Raw genomic sequence first — 15949 nt, 5'->3', positions numbered from 1 at the left:
ACATGGAATCAGAAATTCATCTGGAAAACGCAAAATTTGGAAAGCTGCAGGAATACCTTCGGGAATTTGTTTATGGTGGAATTGATGGCGCGGTAACAACCTTTGCAGTTGTGGCAGGCGGATTCGGAGCCAATCTAGACGCCGGTATTTTGATCATTCTTGGGCTCGCCAATCTTCTTGCAGATGGTTTTTCCATGTCGGTAGGAGCTTACCTTTCTGCCAAAAGCGAACGGGACAATTATGATAAGCACGAAAAAATTGAATATTGGGAAGTGGAAAATCTCCCTGAAGTGGAACGTGAGGAAATTGTGGAAATCTACAGGGAAAAAGGCTTCAAAGGCGAGCTTTTAGACAAAATCGTCGATCACATCTGCTCCAACAAAGACCTTTGGGTTTCCGAAATGATGAAAGATGAATTGGGAATGATGCGGGACAGCAAAAGTCCCTTCAAAATTGGACTCGCAACTTTGATATCCTTTATCTTGGTGGGATTCATTCCACTTATGGTTTATCTCTGGGATTTTTTCTTCCCAACCGATCTGAATATTTTTCTTTGGACGAGTATTTTGACTGGAGTAGCCTTTCTGATTGTTGGTTGGCTCAAGGGAATTGTCAATCAGACTTCAGCCATCCGTAGCATTTCTGAAACGGTGGCCTTGGGACTTTTGGCAGCTATAGTCGCTTATTATGTGGGTGACATTCTGGAAAGCTTTTTTATCTAATATCCGATATGAAAACGATCGACGAAGTGTTGATCCGCATGGATCAAATTGTGACAGAATGCAAATCCACTTCATCCAGGATTGGATACTTTGCGGTTTTGTACAGGCAAGTGACCCGAAGAGTTCGGGATGGAATATTAGCAGGGGAGTTTGAGGATAATCCTCGGATGGAAGTACTGGATGTGCTTTTTGCGAAGCGGTTTATTGATGCTTACGAACTTTGGAAAGCTGGCAAAAAGCCCACTGAAAGCTGGCGACTTGCATTTGAAGCAAGCAAAAACCCACGTTTACTGGTGCTTCAGCACCTTTTTCTTGGAATCAATGCACACATCAACCTGGACTTGGGAATCGCCGCTTCGGAAACGATGGCTGGAAAAACCCTAATCGGAATCCAAGGCGATTTCAACAAAATCAATTCACTCCTTGCTGAACTGGTGGATGGAGTAAAAGCCAACATCAGCACCATTTCACCGATTTTCGGATGGTTGATTCCGCTTGCAAAAGGGCGGGATGAAATGCTACTCAACTTTTCCATTCAGCTCGCTCGAGACGGAGCCTGGAAATATGCCGGAGAGTACCATGCAGATTCCAATAAGGATTTTCAGGTAAAAGATCGCGATGCCAACATTTCCAAACTTGCTCAAAAGCTGATCAATCCCGGGAGATTCTTGGCATTTTTGGTCAAAATAGTCGGCTTTGCCGAATGGAAATCCGTGAGCCGCACTATGGATCAACTGGATCAGTTGACGAAGTGATTTTTGGTAATAATCAAGTTTTACCGAAGTTTTGGCAAAGGGATTATCTATAAATCGTTATCCCACTTTGCCAGTTCCCGATCCGTTTCGGCTCTATTTTTTCGATTGGTTTTTTCCTTTTTCAGATCGGTCGCATAAAAGTGCGTATCCTGAAAATAACCCACTCTTGCTTCGGATTCTCCTTTGGCAATAGTCCATTTTTCACCCTTAAAGAGCTTCACCTTCTCTTCGTGCAATTCCAGCAACTCATCATAAGGTCCCCGAGCTGAGATCAATTTGACAAAAATCGGCGCGGTCTCAATTGCAATAAACAGCAACATGATAAAGATATTGGCCAATGCCATGGCTGAGCTTTCTGTAGTCAAGACCGAAAGCGCATCCATACGTGCTGCCAATCCGTCAAATCCTTCGATTCCAGGTTGCTGCTTTTCAAACTCTGCCTGACGTAAAGCCATAAATTCACGAATCTGAGCTTCAAGCGTATCGATCCGGATTTGATTTCTTTTTCGAAGGTCATCCAGGGCAAGTTGGGCTGCGTCGAGTTGTTGTTCTTTTTTCTTCGCATTGGTTCCCAACCCAACAATCCCGCTTGTTCCCGAGGTCTTCTCTCCAAACCGCTCCGCATCGTATTCTTTTTGGAGCTGATCCCTAAATGCTTCCGCATCGGACACCTCAATTTTCAAGGTGTCAATATCTGCTTCCAATTCCTGGATTTCAGGAAATCCCTTGGCCAGATTTGCTTTGGATTGAGCGATAAACTCGGTCTTTTTCTCGTCTAGTTTTCGGTTGATTTCCCGTTCAAACATTTTCAATTCGAGCGGCTTGGAAATCACCAACGCGAGCAAAACCGCCAAAACCAATCTTGGAATGGCCAGCTTCCACTCTGCCCAGGCATTATCCCGCTTTCTCATACTGGACACAATAAACCGGTCCAAATTGAAAATCATCAAACCCCAAAGCAGCCCAAAGAAAATCGCCGGAACCAACGACTGAAAGACCGTAAAAAGTGCATAGCCAGCGGCTAAGGCAGCCAATACTCCAGTAAAGAAAACGGTAGCACCAATTCCGAAATATTTATTGGACTCGGTCGGGGTTCGCTTAAGCAAAGCAAAATTTGCTCCGCTGCAAAACCAGAAAAAACGGGTGATTTGCTCCATGGTTTGGAAGATTGTGGGTTGGATCCGTACTAGAGAACGCGAAAAGGATTCCAAAAAGATGCGGGTTATTTTATTCGCATTGATTTTATCTGAAAATGTGACCAAAACATGGTTTTATGGGGCAGAAAGGTAGTTTGGTTTTTTTGATTGAGCCTACTGGACAGGCTCTACGTCTGTCCGAGGTGTACAGAATCGTGCAAAAAAATGAACGATGGAGACCAGTGCCGTCAAAACCTGAGTTTGATCATATTTTATAAAACTTCAATAGGCTAGCTTCATGCAAATTCACCCATATGAAAAAGTCAAATTCCATTCTGAAAAGTATTTTAACTCCCGGAATCCACTGGTTATTTGCATTCATCCCCATCACGCTTTTTCTGGAATATTCACATTCCTCTGCTCCGATGATTTTTTTCTCAGCAGCACTTTCGATAATTCCAATTGCCAGACTTATTAGCACCTCCACAGAAAATCTGGCAACCTACACGGGAGATGCGGTGGGAGGATTGTTAAATGCCACATTTGGAAACCTTCCTGAACTCATCATTGCTTTTGTAGCACTTAGGGCAGGTCTTCACGAGATGGTTTTGGCTTCGATTGCTGGAGCGATTTTGGCCAATTTGCTTCTGGCATTGGGAGTTTCTTTTTTGGTAGGTGGAATCAAATTCCACTATCAGGAATACAACTCCACCAGTATCCGGATGTACAGTTCTATGATGATGATTGCTGTACTCAGCTTGATGGTACCTAGTGCCTTCAACCGGTTTTTTGGAAGCACTGGATTTACTGAGGCAGAAAATGACCTGAATATTCTTCTCAGCATTTCCTTGCTGGCAGCCTATGGACTATACCTGGTATTTATGCTAAAAACTCACCCGGATTTTTTCAAAAGCGAAAGTGCAGAAGGCCATGAAGAGCATGAAAAACCTTGGCCTTTACCAAAAGCAGTTGGTTTCCTGATTTTTGCATCTGTGCTTGCAGCATTCATGAGTGAAGTGCTGGTGGGAGCGGCTGAAGAAACAGGAGAAGTCATGGGGATGTCCAGTATTTTCATCGGGGTGGTCTTTTTGGCGGTAATCGGCGGTGCTGCGGAAAGCATCTCCGCTATTGTGATGGCTTCCAAAAACAAAGTGGATCTAAGCATCGGCATTGCCTTGGGAAGTTCGATCCAAATCGCCTTGTTCATCGCTCCGTTACTGGTATTGCTGAGTACCTTTATTGGACCTGAACAAATGAACCTGACTTTCAACAGGGCCCTGCTTGGAGCCTTGTTTTTGGGAGTGATTTTGGCTTCCATGATTTCAGGAGATGGCCGTTCAAACTGGTATAAGGGCGTTCAACTGATTTTGGTGTATTTAATTTTGGGAATGATGTTTTATTTCATACCCGAAACAGCGGTATAACCCATGAAAATCAATCGGATTTTAAGCCTTTACCTTCTACTCTCTTTTTTTCTTTGGGGAAAAACTCAAGCCCAGGAACTTCCTTTTGAAAAAGAAGTCCGTCGGATTTCCGCTCAAATCGACAGCTTGGGATGGGAACCAGAAAGCACAGTTTTCACGGGAAGCTCAACGATCCGAATGTGGAAAACACTCCAATCTTCCTTTCCAACTTATTCAATTCTAAACACCGGATTCGGAGGTTCAAAAGCTTCTGACCTGGAAAACCACCTGTTTCCGCTGGTTATCCGATTTGATCCAAGCAGGGTTTTCATTTACGAGGGCGACAATGACCTCTGGGCAGGCGTGGACGTAGCGGATATTCTAAGCAGCTTGGATAACATTGTCAAACGACTGCAGCTAATCAATCCGAAAACCGAGATCTACCTGATCGGTGCAAAGCCTAGCCCTTCCCGTTGGGAGAAAAAGGAGAACTATGCCATTTTCAACCAAAAACTCAAGGAATATTGCCTGTCCAAAGAAGGTGTTGAATTTGTGGATACTTGGAAAGCGCTCACTGACCAATCCGGAAATGCCAGACCTGAATTGTTTATCCAAGATCAGTTGCATCTGAATGAGGAAGGATACAAAATTTGGACAGGGATTTTCAAAACCTATTTCAAACAGTGACAATTAAAATGAAGATGATTTAAAAGGTTTTAATCTTTTACTTCTCTTTTGTGCCAATAGGAAGCCAAAATCGATCCTGTAATATTCTGCATTGGTCCAAAAACCGCCGGAGCCAAGCCGACCGTGGCAATTTTACCCAGAGTCTTAGCTAGACCTGAGGCCAATCCTGCATTTTGCATTCCCACTTCGATGGCCACAGTTCGGGCATCCCGCTCGTCCAGGCCGAGTAGCTTTCCAGCAAAGTACCCAATTCCATAGCCGGACAGGTTGTGAATCATCACCAAAACAATCAAAATCGGTCCGATGCTCAGGAGGCTATCCCGACCGGCAGCTGTAATGACCAAAATGATCAAGGCAATTCCCAGCATCGAAACTACCGGCATAGCCTTGTCCAACCAAGCTGATTTCCCTTTCAATATCTTGTTGAAAATCAACCCCGAAGCGATCGGAAGGATGATCATTTTGACGATGTCCCACATCATTTTCAGCAAATCTATCTCGATAAACTGACCTGCCAGCAACTTCATCAGCAAGGGAGTCATCACCGGTGCCATCAAAGTTGTAATGGAAGTCAGAGTTACCGAAAGTGCCAGATTTGCTTTGGCCAAATAGGTCATCACATTTGAGGCAGTTCCACTCGGGGAGCATCCAGCCAAAATAATCCCTGCGGCAATTTCAGGACTCATTCCACTGATCGATGCCAGAAAAAAACCCAATAGCGGCATAATCAAAAACTGGGCAGACACACCGATCAGGACCGATTTAGGGCTTTTTATCACCTCCGAAAAATCCCTCAAACTAAGCGAGGTTCCCATTCCAAACATGATCACCTGGATCAGGGGGGTAATCAAATTGGAAAGGGGATAACCATTGATTTCCTGAAAATCGGAAGGGAAAAACATCGCCAAAGCCACTACTCCAAAGATCACAATCGGGAAACTGAAGCCCTTTAAAGACTCCTTAACCCTGCAGCCCAATCCAAGTGCAACAAAAAATCCGATTAAGGGAAGTCCTGAGTTTTCAATCCCAGAAGTCAACCAGACCACTATCCACGTGATAAAAAGAACTGCTGCAAGAGGAAAGAAAATCTTATTCATTGGCTAACTGGATCAAATTCCTACCAAATAGCACCATAAAAACCAAGGTTCCAAAAGTCCACCGTTTCAACTTTGTTCGTTGATTACTAATCAACTAAGCCGTAAACTTCATGGGGCGATAACCTTACTCCCAAATTTTATTCGTACTTTTGCGCCTTCAATTAGGCAAACCATGCAGAATATCAGGAATATCGCGATCATCGCACACGTTGACCACGGTAAAACAACCCTTGTGGATAAGATCATCCACGCCTCTCAAATCTTCAGAGAAAACCAACAATTCCAAGACCTAATCTTGGACAGCAACGATCTTGAACGTGAAAGGGGGATTACTATCCTTTCAAAAAACGTTTCTGTACGCTACAAAGACGCAAAAATCAACATCATTGACACTCCAGGTCACGCCGACTTTGGAGGAGAAGTAGAGCGAGTACTTAAAATGGCTGATGGGGTGATCCTGTTGGTCGATGCATTCGAAGGACCAATGCCTCAGACCCGATTCGTTTTGGGTAAAGCTTTGGCGCTTGGACTTACTCCAATTGTGGTAGTCAACAAAGTAGACAAAGAAAACTGTCGCCCTGACGAAGTACACGAGGCGGTATTTGACTTGATGTTCAATTTGGATGCTACTGAGGAGCAGCTAAACTTCCATACCCTGTATGGTTCTGCCAAACAAAACTGGATGGGTCCGGATTGGAAAAATCCAACCAACTCTATCCTTCCCCTATTGGACGCTATTTTGGAATACATTCCTGCTCCAAAAATTGAGGAAGGAACTCTTCAGATGCAGATCACTTCTTTGGATTATTCCAATTTCGTAGGTCGGATAGCCATTGGTCGTGTAAAAAGAGGGAAAATTGTTGAAAATCAGCAAATCGCCCTTTGCAAAGCTGACGGTGTGATCAAAAAAATGCGTGTCAAAGAATTGCAGGTATTCGAGGGATTGGGAAGAGTAAAGGTATCCGAAGTAAATGCAGGTGATATCTGCGCCGTAATGGGTGTGGAAGATTTTGAAATCGGAGATACCATCGCAGATCCTGAGACTCCGGAAGCACTTCCGAGAATTTCCATTGATGAGCCTACCATGAACATGCTCTTCACAATCAACAACTCTCCTTTCTTCGGCAAAGAAGGAAAATTCGTGACTTCCCGTCACCTGAGAGACAGACTTTTCAAAGAAACTGAGAAAAACCTGGCACTAAGAGTAGAGACTACAGACAGTGAGGATAAATTCTTGGTTTACGGACGTGGCATTCTTCACTTGTCGATCTTGATCGAAACGATGAGAAGAGAAGGATACGAACTTCAAGTAGGTCAGCCTCAGGTGATTTTCAAAGAAATCGACGGAGTAAAATGTGAGCCGATCGAATTGCTCGTAGTGGACGTGCCTCAGGAAACTGCCGGAAAAGTCATCGAATTGGCAACCCAGCGAAAAGGCGAATTGACTATCATGGAGCCTAAAGGCGATCTTCAGCACTTGGAATTCAGAATTCCTTCTAGAGGTTTGATCGGGTTGAGAAATAACGTACTGACAGCGACCCAGGGCGAAGCCATTATGAACCACCGATTCTCGGCATATGAGCCCTTCAAAGGCACAATTCCTGGAAGAATCAACGGTTCAATGATTTCCATGGAAGGCGGACCTTGTACTGCCTATGCCATCGACAAACTTCAGGATAGAGGTGTATTCTTCGTAGATCCGGGAGATGATTTGTATGCTGGACAAGTTGTAGGGGAACATTCCCGTGACAATGACATTGTAGTAAATATTCAAAAAGGGAAAAAACTCACCAACATGAGAGCTTCAGGCTCTGATGACAACGTAAGGATCATTCCTGCCAAAAAATTCTCCCTGGAAGAATCCATGGAATACATCCAGAAAGATGAATACCTGGAAATCACTCCAAAGTCCATCCGGATGAGAAAAATCTATCTGGACGAAAACGAAAGAACCAGAATGGCGAAAAAGGAATCCTGATCCTTTTTTGAGCAATTGACTCATCTTAAATCAGAAAAATTTCAAAATCCCTCCGGAAGATCCCGGAGGGATTTTTCGTTTGCGCCAGTGTAAAAAAACCTTTTTCACCCTAACCCAAAACTCGATTTTTCGTCCTAGAAACTAATTTCAAATTTTATTTTATGAACAAACCAACTATTCTAACAGCTGCATTTTTGTTGAGTTGGAGCCTGCTATCAGCCCAGAGCAAAAATGATGTGATCCATCTTTTGGACGGAACCAAAGAAGTTCAGGTAAAAGAAGTCGGAATTAATACGATTAAGTATTCGTTCCCCAATGAATCCACTGTATACAGTGTGAGTAAGCATCAAGTGAGCAAAATTGAGTTTGCCAGTGGACGGGAGGAGATATTCCCCAGTCCATTCAAGGAGGTAAATGGCCTGGATGATTTCCAGGAGGTTTATATCACTTATAGTTCAGAAGATGTGTCTGGATTATACCCAAAGGGTGAACTTTTCAGTAAAGCAACTGGAGTAACCACCCTGTCAAGCATCAATAATGTTAAAAACAGGGCAGTGGAAAAGCTGAAAGCAGAAGCTGCCATGCTCGGTGCCAATGTGGTTTTGATCGGAAATATGTATCAACGTGGAAATGAATACGGCGGAGAAAATCAGGTAGGGAACAGTACCCAAACCACTTTCTCAGGTGTGGCATACAGCACAGAAAAACTTGATATCGAAAAAGCCAAGGCTCAGTTGGAAGGAAAAACCTTTCACCATTATCAAACCCACCGGCTAAACCGGAATTCCTGGAGTCCTGGGCGAACCATCGCCACCAAGTACGACGAAAACAGAAAGCCTTTGCTATTTGCCATTGATCGGATTTTTGAAAAAGAAGGGGAATTATTTGTCACTTCAACCCACCTTCCCACCAAAACCAAGGAGCTTAAAGTGATTTCTGTTGGTGAGGAAACAGTCATTCTTATGGAAAGAAATGACAAAGTGATCACCAACTACTATTTGATTTCTGATCAAAACAAGTATTTCAAAAACATGGCAAACCGAGTGGTTTTATAGATAAAAAGGCCGGGTATAAGCCCGGCCTTTCAGTTACCATAATTGGTGAACCTCTTCCTTGATGTATTTTTCATAGATTCTTGCTGCCTCCTGCATTTGATGGGGACTTAGTGGGGGAAGCTGAGCAGCTCTGACATTTCGTTCCACCTGATCCACACTCGACGCTCCAGGAATCACCGTACCCACTTGCTTAAACATCAAAATCCATCTCAAAGCCTGAGCTGCCAGATCGTGTCCATCCGCAAACTCTCCGTTCAATTCTTCAATGGCCTGAAAAGCCTTAGGCAAAGGAACACCTGAAAAAGTCTCCCCTTTGTCGAATGCCTTTCCATCCCGGTTGAAGTATCGGTGGTCATCCTTATCGAATTGTGTTTCGGGAGTGATTTTCCCGGACAAAAGCCCACTGGCAAGCGGAACACGAACAATCAATCCGATGGAATTTAAGGAGGCTAGATTAAACAGCATTTCTGCTGGCCGTTGCCTAAACAGGTTAAAAATGATTTGAACAGTAGAAACAACATCATATTTAATCGCTGTCATCGCTTCATTGATCCGCTCCACAGAGACCCCCATTGCAGCGATTTTCCCCTCCTTTTTCAAGTCTTCAAACAATCGGAAAATTTCATCACGGTGATAAACAGGCCCCGGAGGACAATGCAACTGAATCAAATCAAGTTGGTCCAAACCCGTGTTTCGCAAACTGTCCTCCACATATTTCCTCAGTCTTTCCGTGGTATATCCTTCGGCAGTGTGAGGCTGTATCCTTCGACCACATTTGGTAGCCACATAGATTTTTTCACTTCGCTCCCTAACGGCTTTTCCAACTGCAGCTTCGCTGAGTCCTCCATCGTAGACATCTGCTGTGTCCACAAAATTGATTCCCCTATCAAAAGCTGTGTGTAAAATTTCTTCGGCTTTTTTTGGATCAAAGGGTTTACCCCAACCACCTCCTACCTGCCAAGTACCCAATCCTATTTCAGAAACTTTCCATCCGGTCTTTCCTAAAGTCCTATACTGCATAAAAATCTTGTGGGTTTGATGATAAACTAGCTTCAAGCCATTGTAAAACCTGAATACCGAAAAGCAATTTAAATTTTTATCTTTAAATCCGTTCCGGAATGGACGCGCTTCACCATTCAAAATGACTCCGGAAAATCAAAAAATGACATCTCGAAGAAAAGTAATTCAAACCCTAGGCGTGGCGAGTGCCGCTGCCATATTACCTATTCAAACCATCGCTTCTGTTATGCCCGCACAAAAAATGATTCACCAGGTTTATTTCTGGTTACACAAAGACTCTGATCTGAAAGAATTTACAACTGATGCAGCCCCAATGCTCGGCCGATGCAAAGACGTCGCAAAGTTCATCATGGGAACACCGGCACCTACTGAAAAACGGGATGTGGTTGACCATTCCTTTCATGTGGCCTGTACCCTATTCTTTGATTCATTGGAAGACCAGGCAGCCTATCAGGTAGATCCACTTCACCTTGAATTTATCAAGAAGTATTCCCACATGTGGAAAACCGTGAAAGTTTACGACATCGCCATTTGAGAAACCTTTTATCGGTCTTTGTTCGTTTCTTCTTAAAAATCATACTTATGAATTCGAGCATGACGAAAACTTCACAAAGAAGTCTAGTTTGTTCAGTCGTGCGAGATTCGCACGAAACAAGCCTGCCTGCTGCAGGCAAACTCGGGAAAGGCTATTTACCTTTAAAAATCAAATTATAAACAGATGAAAAAGCTCCAGTGGATTGTAGGATTGGTGGTGATGGTAGTTTGGGCTTGTGAACCGAAAGAAGATACCCTTCCAGTTGCTCCTCAGCAGGATGTCAAAAAAGCAATTGTGGAATCGATGCGCGAATGGTATTTCTGGAACGGTCGACTCCCTAGCACAATCGATTTAACCAAGTTCGCCACGAATGAAGAGTTACTGAATGGTATCATTTACAAGCCCTTGGATAGGTTTTCTTATCTGACAACTCAGGAAGCTTTCAACAATTCCTTTGTCGGAAGAAATGCCGGACATGGTTTTGGATTCGCTTTCAATTCGGACGAGCGGGTGTTCATCTCTTTCGTTTTTGATGAATCTCCTGCCGGAAAAGACGGTTGGAAGCGGGGTTGGGAAATCATCCAGATTAACGGAAAACCAATTGCCGATTACAAAACGAGCACCGGTGGCTATGATTTCAAACTTGGAACTTCAGATCCTGGGATTTCAAACACCTTCACGTTCAAACTTCCAGACGGAAGCACTACTACCCGAACCAACGTCAAAGCGGAATACCAGTCCAATTCGGTTTTGGATCAACGCGTATTTACTGTAGGAGGGAAAAAAGTAGGGTATTGGGCTTATCAAAGCTTTAAAGCGACAGCCGGACTCAGCCCGACCCGAAGCACTGAAGTCCAAAAATCCATGGAATATTTTCAAAGCCAGGGAATTCAGGAGTTGATTATTGACCTTCGCTACAACGGAGGTGGATCAGTGGCTGTAGCAGAACAAATCTGCAATTATGTGATTCAGGCTTCCAACTCCGGAAAACTGATGTATACCAATAAGCTGAATGACATGAAATCAAGTAACAATGAGAACAGGAATTTCAGCAAAATTGACAATCTGAACCTAAGCAGAATTGTTTTCATTACTTCCAGAGGCTCTGCTTCGGCCTCCGAATTGATCATCAACAACCTCGATCCGTACATGGATATCGTGTTGATTGGGGATAATACCTTTGGGAAGCCAGTGGGCTCTTTCCCGCTTTCCAGATACAACAGAGTTCTTCAGACCAACAATGTCGAACTGGTACCAATCACCTTTGCAACTGCAAATGCTCAAGGGAAAGCGGAATATTTTGATGGGTTCCCTGTTGATTTTACAGTTGGAGACACGCCACAATATCCTTGGGGTGATACCAAGGATGCCAGACTTGCCGCAGCTTTGCAATACATCCAAAGCGGAAATGTGAGCGGAAGGATGCTGGACACCTATTACAAGCCAAAGTGGGAAATGATAGACGCCTTCACCGGATTGCAACAAGAATTCCCCGCTTTCTAAGAAAATCAAAGCCCGATCAATTGACCGGGCTTTTTTCATTTTTTATGCCTTTTAATGAGAACTTCCATTACTTCATCAAGCTCGTAACCCTTGGCTTCCAAAAGAACCAGATAGTGAAAAAGCAAGTCTGCGGCTTCACCAAGAAACAGCTCCTTATTATCATCCTTTGCTTCGATCACAATTTCCACTGCTTCCTCTCCTACTTTTTGGGCGATCTTATTGATTCCTTTGGCAAAAAGAGAAGCGGTGTAGGACTTATCTGAAGGATTGTTTTTTCGGTCTTTGATGATTGCCCGAAGCTGATCGATAAATCCGGTTTTGGAAGAATTAACCTCAAAAAAGCAGGTATCCGCTCCGGTATGACAAACCGGACCTCTTGGGTTGGCTTGAATCAAAATGGAATCTCCATCGCAGTCCGCTGCAATTGAAACTAACTCCATAAAGTTGCCAGAAGTCTCGCCTTTGGTCCAGAGTCGGTTTTTGCTTCGGCTGAAAAAAGTCACCATACCGGTATCCTGGGTTTTTGCCAAAGCCTCCTCGTTCATGTAGCCCTGCATGAGGACTTTACCGCTCAGGGCATCCTGGACTATGGCTGGCACCAGGCCGTTCATTTTGTTGAAATCGATTTTCATATTGTTCGTTTTAAGACCTGCCATGATTTGAAAACCTGGCGGATCTATCACTTTCAAAACTTTACTTTCTAATGCTTATTCCCTCTCCAATCAAGTAGCTCTTCAATTCGGGAATTCCGATTTCCTTGAAGTGGAAAATACTGGCTGCCAAAGCTGCATCTGCCCTACCAAAGGTAAAGACATCTTTGAAATGCGGCATACTTCCAGCACCTCCGGAGGCAATCACCGGGATGGACAAAGCGGAAGAAATCTCCGCCGTGAGTTCATTGGCAAATCCTGACTTGGTACCGTCATGGTCCATCGAGGTCAATAATATCTCACCTGCTCCCCGATCAGCTACTTCCTTGGCCCAAGCTTGGGTTTTAAGCAAAGTGGGTTTTCGGCCTCCATGCGTATGCACAAAATCAATCCCGTCCATAGTTCGGGTATCGATCGCGACTACGATACATTGGGAACCGAACTCTTTAGCCATTTCATCTACAATCTTTGGATTGTTGACAGCGGCAGAATTGATGGAAATTTTATCTGCCCCGGCTGCCAACAACACTTTAACGTCCTCCACAGTGGATATACCTCCACCTACGGTAAATGGAATATTGATCGCCTTGGCCACTTTGGTAACCAATTCAGCCAAAGTTTTTCGCTTATCAACCGTCGCAGTGATATCCAAAAAGACAAGTTCGTCCGCCCCTTCGTCAGAGTATATTTTCGCCAACTCCACCGGGTCACCGGCATCCCGCAATTGGACAAAGTTGACTCCCTTGACCGTTCGGCCGTCTTTGATGTCGAGACAGGGGATGATTCTTTTTGTTAGCATTATATAGTATTCAAAACTTCATTATTCTTCATTCGGTGTTCGATATTCGATATTGAAAATTTACGATTTACGAGATTTTGAAGAACCTCAACCCTGATTTCCTTAGGTGAAGATTTTCTATTTGATGATTGTAGTTCGCTAGGAGGTCGTAAATCCAAAATCGTACATCGTAATTATGGGATTCTTAAATCTAAAATCGGCAATCACCCAAAACTCGCTAATTCCTCCAACGTCACCCTTCCCTCATAGTAGGCCTTTCCGACAATCGAACCGTAAACTCCGATTTTCTCCAGTTCTTCCAAGTCTTTGACCGAGGAAACTCCACCGCTGGCAATCAGCTTCAACTCAGGAATTTCCTGCAAAATCTCACGGTACAAGTCCACAGAAGGTCCTTGAAGCAGTCCGTCTTTAGCGACATCCGTACAGATCACATAGCGGATTCCTTTATCGAAATAGCTTTTGATAAAAGGAATCAAGTCCACGGAAGTCGTTTCCTCCCAACCTCCGACAGCAATTTTTTTGTTTTTAGCGTCGGCGCCCAGGATGATTTTCTCCGAACCGTACTTTGTGATCCATTCGTCAAAAAGAATCGGATTTTTTACCGCAATGCTTCCACCGGTCACTTGCTTAGCTCCAAGTGCAAAGGCTTTTTCGATCTCCTCATCCGCCTGAATTCCTCCACCAAAATCCACCTGAAGACTCGTTCCGGCACAGATTCGCTCCAAAATATCTCCATTGATGATTTTTTTGGCTTTAGCCCCATCTAGATCCACCAGGTGCAACCGGGTTAGTCCAGCACCTTCAAATCGCTTGGCCATTTCGAGGGGATCGTCATGGTATTCTTTTTTGCTGCTGTAGTCGCCCTGACTGAGTCTGACACACTTTCCTCCGATTAGATCTATGGCTGGGATGATGTACATATTTAGAAATTAGACGCAAGACGGTAAATCAAAAACTTGCGGGATTTTAGGTTTGAGGTTCATTTTGGCCAACTCCCCTTTTCAAAAGGGACAGGTGGATTTTCAAATAGTCAGGAAATTACTCAGCAGCTTCTCTCCCACCGTGCTGCTTTTTTCCGGGTGAGCCTGAATGGCCCAATAATTATCCCGATGAAGAATAGCAGTAAAATCCTGGATGTAATGCGTGGTTGCTATCGTTGCCTCGCTCAGCTCGGCATAGTAGCTGTGAACATAGTAGAGAAACTTTGGGTCCGGCAAATCCTTCACAAGGACATTATCAGCAAGGTTTTCCAATTCATTCCAGCCTACATGCGGCACCTTGAATTCTTGGGAATTTTCGGGAATAAAGCGCTTTACCTTCACCGGGAAGATCCCCAGGCACTCGGTATCGTTTTCCTCCGAATGCTCGCAAAGCAACTGTAAACCCAAGCAAACGCCCAAAAAGGGTTGCTTGATCTCCTTGATGACTTGGTCTAGTTGGCGTGCTTTAAGATAGGCCATGGCAGAACTCGCCTCTCCCTGACCGGGAAAAATGACTTTGTCCGCCGCGTGGATTTCCTCCGGATCATCCGTCAATACCGCATCAGCACCTAATCGCTCCAAAGCGTATAGGACCGATTGGACATTGCCTGCGTTGTATTTGATTACTGCTATTTTCATGTGTGAAGACGGAAGACGGAAGAGGGAGGACGGAAGTCAATGCTTCAGTCTTCGGTCTTCAGTCTTCGGTCAGTTTAATTTTCCATCTTTTCTTTCAACATCTCCTCCAAAACCTCTTTTATCTCAGGAAGAGAATTGAACAGCTGCTCATAGCTTTCGATCACCCAATATTTATCCTGAAAGTGATCTTTCCAGTACTCGGTACTCATGATATGACGGACATCGTAAGGAAAGTGCTTAGGCTCGTCGGAAAGTGAAAACTTGGTCTCTCCAGCTGAACTCAAAATCCCTGCTCCGTAAATCCGCAATTCTCCTTCCTCCCGAATCAAGCCAAACTCGATCGTAAACCAGTAAATCCGACTGAGCAACTGAATCGCCCAAGGGTTATCAATATGCTTCAATGCTATGCCGGAAAGCTCCTCCAGAAAATCCACATAGTGCTGATTGGTCAGCAAAGGCATGTGGGCAAAGGCATCGTGAAACATATCCGGCTCCTCGAGATAATCGAGTTGATCCATTTTCCGCAGCCAGGTGGACGAAGGAAAACGCTTGTTGTTCAGCAAGCCGAAAAACAAATCATCATCAATCAGCCCCGGCACTACTTGCACTTCCCATCCTGTCGTTTTGGCTAGGATCCCGTTTAGTTCCTCAAAATTGGCAATCTGGTCTGCAGTAAATTTCACCGTTTTGACTCCTTCCAAATAGGCCTTGGAGGCCGCTTTGGGAAGGTTGGGCATCTGCCGTTCGAAGAGGATTTTCCAGACTTTAAAGTCCTCTTCGGTGTAAGCCGAATAATCCTGCCTCAGTTCCTTTAATCTCGGGTCGGTAAAGACCCAGTCTTTGGGTTTAGTACTCATTTTTATTTGGGTTTATGGTACGCTACTGTTGTCCTTTTTGCTGTCCTGCCTCTCTTGAAGCTGGACATTTACTCAAATCACCTTGAACTGCTGGTTCTGGAGAAGCAGCATAACCAAATACTGATTAAACTAA

The 15949-nt window shown here is 44.2% G+C and carries 16 protein-coding genes; 8 read left to right on the top strand and 8 right to left on the bottom strand.

Annotated features, from left to right (window positions below; genetic code table 11):
- Positions 1–2: 2 nt before the first annotated feature.
- Positions 3–722 carry a VIT1/CCC1 transporter family protein gene (locus tag D0X99_RS15965; RefSeq protein WP_119478849.1) on the top strand — a complete coding sequence of 240 codons (720 nt, stop codon included), beginning with the start codon at positions 3–5 and terminating at the stop codon, positions 720–722.
- An 8-nt stretch (positions 723–730) separates the two neighbouring features.
- Entirely contained in the window at positions 731–1477 is a 747-nt protein-coding gene (locus D0X99_RS15960; RefSeq protein ID WP_119478848.1) for a DUF5995 family protein, read from the top strand.
- 47 nt (positions 1478–1524) lie between these two features.
- Here the strand turns inward: D0X99_RS15960 and D0X99_RS15955 are convergent, their stop codons facing one another.
- Positions 1525–2634: a DUF4407 domain-containing protein gene (locus D0X99_RS15955; RefSeq protein ID WP_119478847.1), complete on the bottom strand. Its 1110-nt coding sequence runs from the start codon at positions 2632–2634 to the stop codon at positions 1525–1527.
- 293 nt (positions 2635–2927) lie between these two features.
- Here D0X99_RS15955 and cax point away from each other — a divergent pair, with 293 nt between their 5' ends.
- Positions 2928–4037 (top strand): calcium/proton exchanger, encoded by a 1110-nt coding sequence (gene cax / locus D0X99_RS15950; RefSeq protein WP_119478846.1) that lies wholly within the window; start codon positions 2928–2930, stop codon positions 4035–4037.
- A gap of 3 nt (positions 4038–4040) precedes the next feature.
- The gene (locus tag D0X99_RS15945) at positions 4041–4703 is read left to right on the top strand and encodes a GDSL-type esterase/lipase family protein (protein ID WP_119478845.1); all 663 of its coding nucleotides are present in this window, start codon (positions 4041–4043) and stop codon (positions 4701–4703) included.
- Between the two features lie 29 nt (positions 4704–4732).
- Here the strand turns inward: D0X99_RS15945 and D0X99_RS15940 are convergent, their stop codons facing one another.
- The gene (locus D0X99_RS15940) at positions 4733–5800 is read right to left on the bottom strand and encodes a bile acid:sodium symporter family protein (protein WP_119478844.1); all 1068 of its coding nucleotides are present in this window, start codon (positions 5798–5800) and stop codon (positions 4733–4735) included.
- A gap of 172 nt (positions 5801–5972) precedes the next feature.
- Between D0X99_RS15940 and typA the strand changes: the two genes are divergently transcribed.
- Together typA and D0X99_RS15930 are read left to right on the top strand one after the other, a co-directional pair.
- On the top strand, positions 5973–7778 hold the full coding sequence (gene typA, locus D0X99_RS15935) for a translational GTPase TypA (protein WP_119478843.1): 1806 nt from the start codon (positions 5973–5975) through the stop codon (positions 7776–7778).
- Between the two features lie 161 nt (positions 7779–7939).
- Entirely contained in the window at positions 7940–8833 is an 894-nt protein-coding gene (locus tag D0X99_RS15930) for a hypothetical protein (protein WP_119478842.1), read from the top strand.
- A 33-nt stretch (positions 8834–8866) separates the two neighbouring features.
- On the opposite strand, the gene D0X99_RS15925 is transcribed toward D0X99_RS15930, so the two are convergent.
- Positions 8867–9853: an aldo/keto reductase gene (locus D0X99_RS15925; RefSeq protein WP_119478883.1), complete on the bottom strand. Its 987-nt coding sequence runs from the start codon at positions 9851–9853 to the stop codon at positions 8867–8869.
- A gap of 142 nt (positions 9854–9995) precedes the next feature.
- Between D0X99_RS15925 and D0X99_RS15920 the strand changes: the two genes are divergently transcribed.
- The gene (locus D0X99_RS15920; RefSeq protein WP_119478882.1) at positions 9996–10388 is read left to right on the top strand and encodes a Dabb family protein; all 393 of its coding nucleotides are present in this window, start codon (positions 9996–9998) and stop codon (positions 10386–10388) included.
- A 183-nt stretch (positions 10389–10571) separates the two neighbouring features.
- Positions 10572–11891: a S41 family peptidase gene (locus D0X99_RS15915; RefSeq protein ID WP_119478841.1), complete on the top strand. Its 1320-nt coding sequence runs from the start codon at positions 10572–10574 to the stop codon at positions 11889–11891.
- A gap of 35 nt (positions 11892–11926) precedes the next feature.
- Here D0X99_RS15915 and hisIE read toward each other — a convergent pair whose 3' ends face one another.
- The 5 genes from hisIE to D0X99_RS15890 all read right to left on the bottom strand — a co-directional run bounded on the left by hisIE (position 11927) and on the right by D0X99_RS15890 (position 15816).
- Complete coding sequence (gene hisIE, locus D0X99_RS15910) at positions 11927–12547, bottom strand: bifunctional phosphoribosyl-AMP cyclohydrolase/phosphoribosyl-ATP diphosphatase HisIE (RefSeq protein ID WP_199708119.1); 621 nt, start codon at positions 12545–12547, stop codon at positions 11927–11929.
- A 37-nt stretch (positions 12548–12584) separates the two neighbouring features.
- Positions 12585–13340 carry an imidazole glycerol phosphate synthase subunit HisF gene (gene hisF / locus D0X99_RS15905; protein ID WP_119478840.1) on the bottom strand — a complete coding sequence of 252 codons (756 nt, stop codon included), beginning with the start codon at positions 13338–13340 and terminating at the stop codon, positions 12585–12587.
- A gap of 203 nt (positions 13341–13543) precedes the next feature.
- On the bottom strand, positions 13544–14260 hold the full coding sequence (hisA, locus tag D0X99_RS15900) for a 1-(5-phosphoribosyl)-5-[(5-phosphoribosylamino)methylideneamino]imidazole-4-carboxamide isomerase (RefSeq protein WP_119478839.1): 717 nt from the start codon (positions 14258–14260) through the stop codon (positions 13544–13546).
- 102 nt (positions 14261–14362) lie between these two features.
- The gene (hisH, locus tag D0X99_RS15895; RefSeq protein WP_119478838.1) at positions 14363–14959 is read right to left on the bottom strand and encodes an imidazole glycerol phosphate synthase subunit HisH; all 597 of its coding nucleotides are present in this window, start codon (positions 14957–14959) and stop codon (positions 14363–14365) included.
- A gap of 74 nt (positions 14960–15033) precedes the next feature.
- On the bottom strand, positions 15034–15816 hold the full coding sequence (locus D0X99_RS15890) for a phenylalanine 4-monooxygenase (RefSeq protein WP_119478837.1): 783 nt from the start codon (positions 15814–15816) through the stop codon (positions 15034–15036).
- Between the last annotated feature and the right edge of the window lie 133 nt (positions 15817–15949).

Source organism: Algoriphagus lacus (assembly GCF_003583985.1).
GTDB classification, from domain to species: domain Bacteria; phylum Bacteroidota; class Bacteroidia; order Cytophagales; family Cyclobacteriaceae; genus Algoriphagus; species Algoriphagus lacus.
The sequence above is the reverse complement of the archived record's forward strand: the minus strand, read 5'-3'. Positions and strand labels throughout refer to the sequence as shown.

Excerpts from the sequence above, each read along its gene's own strand:
- D0X99_RS15940 (WP_119478844.1), bottom strand. The coding sequence starts at position 5,800 with ATGAATAAGATTTTCTTTCCTCTTGCAGCAGTTCTTTTTATCACGTGG.
- D0X99_RS15915 (WP_119478841.1), top strand. The coding sequence starts at position 10,572 with ATGAAAAAGCTCCAGTGGATTGTAGGATTGGTGGTGATGGTAGTTTGG.
- D0X99_RS15965 (WP_119478849.1), top strand. The coding sequence starts at position 3 with ATGGAATCAGAAATTCATCTGGAAAACGCAAAATTTGGAAAGCTGCAG.
- D0X99_RS15930 (WP_119478842.1), top strand. The coding sequence starts at position 7,940 with ATGAACAAACCAACTATTCTAACAGCTGCATTTTTGTTGAGTTGGAGC.
- D0X99_RS15925 (WP_119478883.1), bottom strand. The coding sequence starts at position 9,853 with ATGCAGTATAGGACTTTAGGAAAGACCGGATGGAAAGTTTCTGAAATA.
- D0X99_RS15945 (WP_119478845.1), top strand. The coding sequence starts at position 4,041 with ATGAAAATCAATCGGATTTTAAGCCTTTACCTTCTACTCTCTTTTTTT.
- typA (WP_119478843.1), top strand. The coding sequence starts at position 5,973 with ATGCAGAATATCAGGAATATCGCGATCATCGCACACGTTGACCACGGT.
- hisIE (WP_199708119.1), bottom strand. The coding sequence starts at position 12,547 with ATGGCAGGTCTTAAAACGAACAATATGAAAATCGATTTCAACAAAATG.
- D0X99_RS15960 (WP_119478848.1), top strand. The coding sequence starts at position 731 with ATGAAAACGATCGACGAAGTGTTGATCCGCATGGATCAAATTGTGACA.
- D0X99_RS15955 (WP_119478847.1), bottom strand. The coding sequence starts at position 2,634 with ATGGAGCAAATCACCCGTTTTTTCTGGTTTTGCAGCGGAGCAAATTTT.
- cax (WP_119478846.1), top strand. The coding sequence starts at position 2,928 with ATGAAAAAGTCAAATTCCATTCTGAAAAGTATTTTAACTCCCGGAATC.
- hisH (WP_119478838.1), bottom strand. The coding sequence starts at position 14,959 with ATGAAAATAGCAGTAATCAAATACAACGCAGGCAATGTCCAATCGGTC.
- hisF (WP_119478840.1), bottom strand. The coding sequence starts at position 13,340 with ATGCTAACAAAAAGAATCATCCCCTGTCTCGACATCAAAGACGGCCGA.
- D0X99_RS15890 (WP_119478837.1), bottom strand. The coding sequence starts at position 15,816 with ATGAGTACTAAACCCAAAGACTGGGTCTTTACCGACCCGAGATTAAAG.
- D0X99_RS15920 (WP_119478882.1), top strand. The coding sequence starts at position 9,996 with ATGACATCTCGAAGAAAAGTAATTCAAACCCTAGGCGTGGCGAGTGCC.
- hisA (WP_119478839.1), bottom strand. The coding sequence starts at position 14,260 with ATGTACATCATCCCAGCCATAGATCTAATCGGAGGAAAGTGTGTCAGA.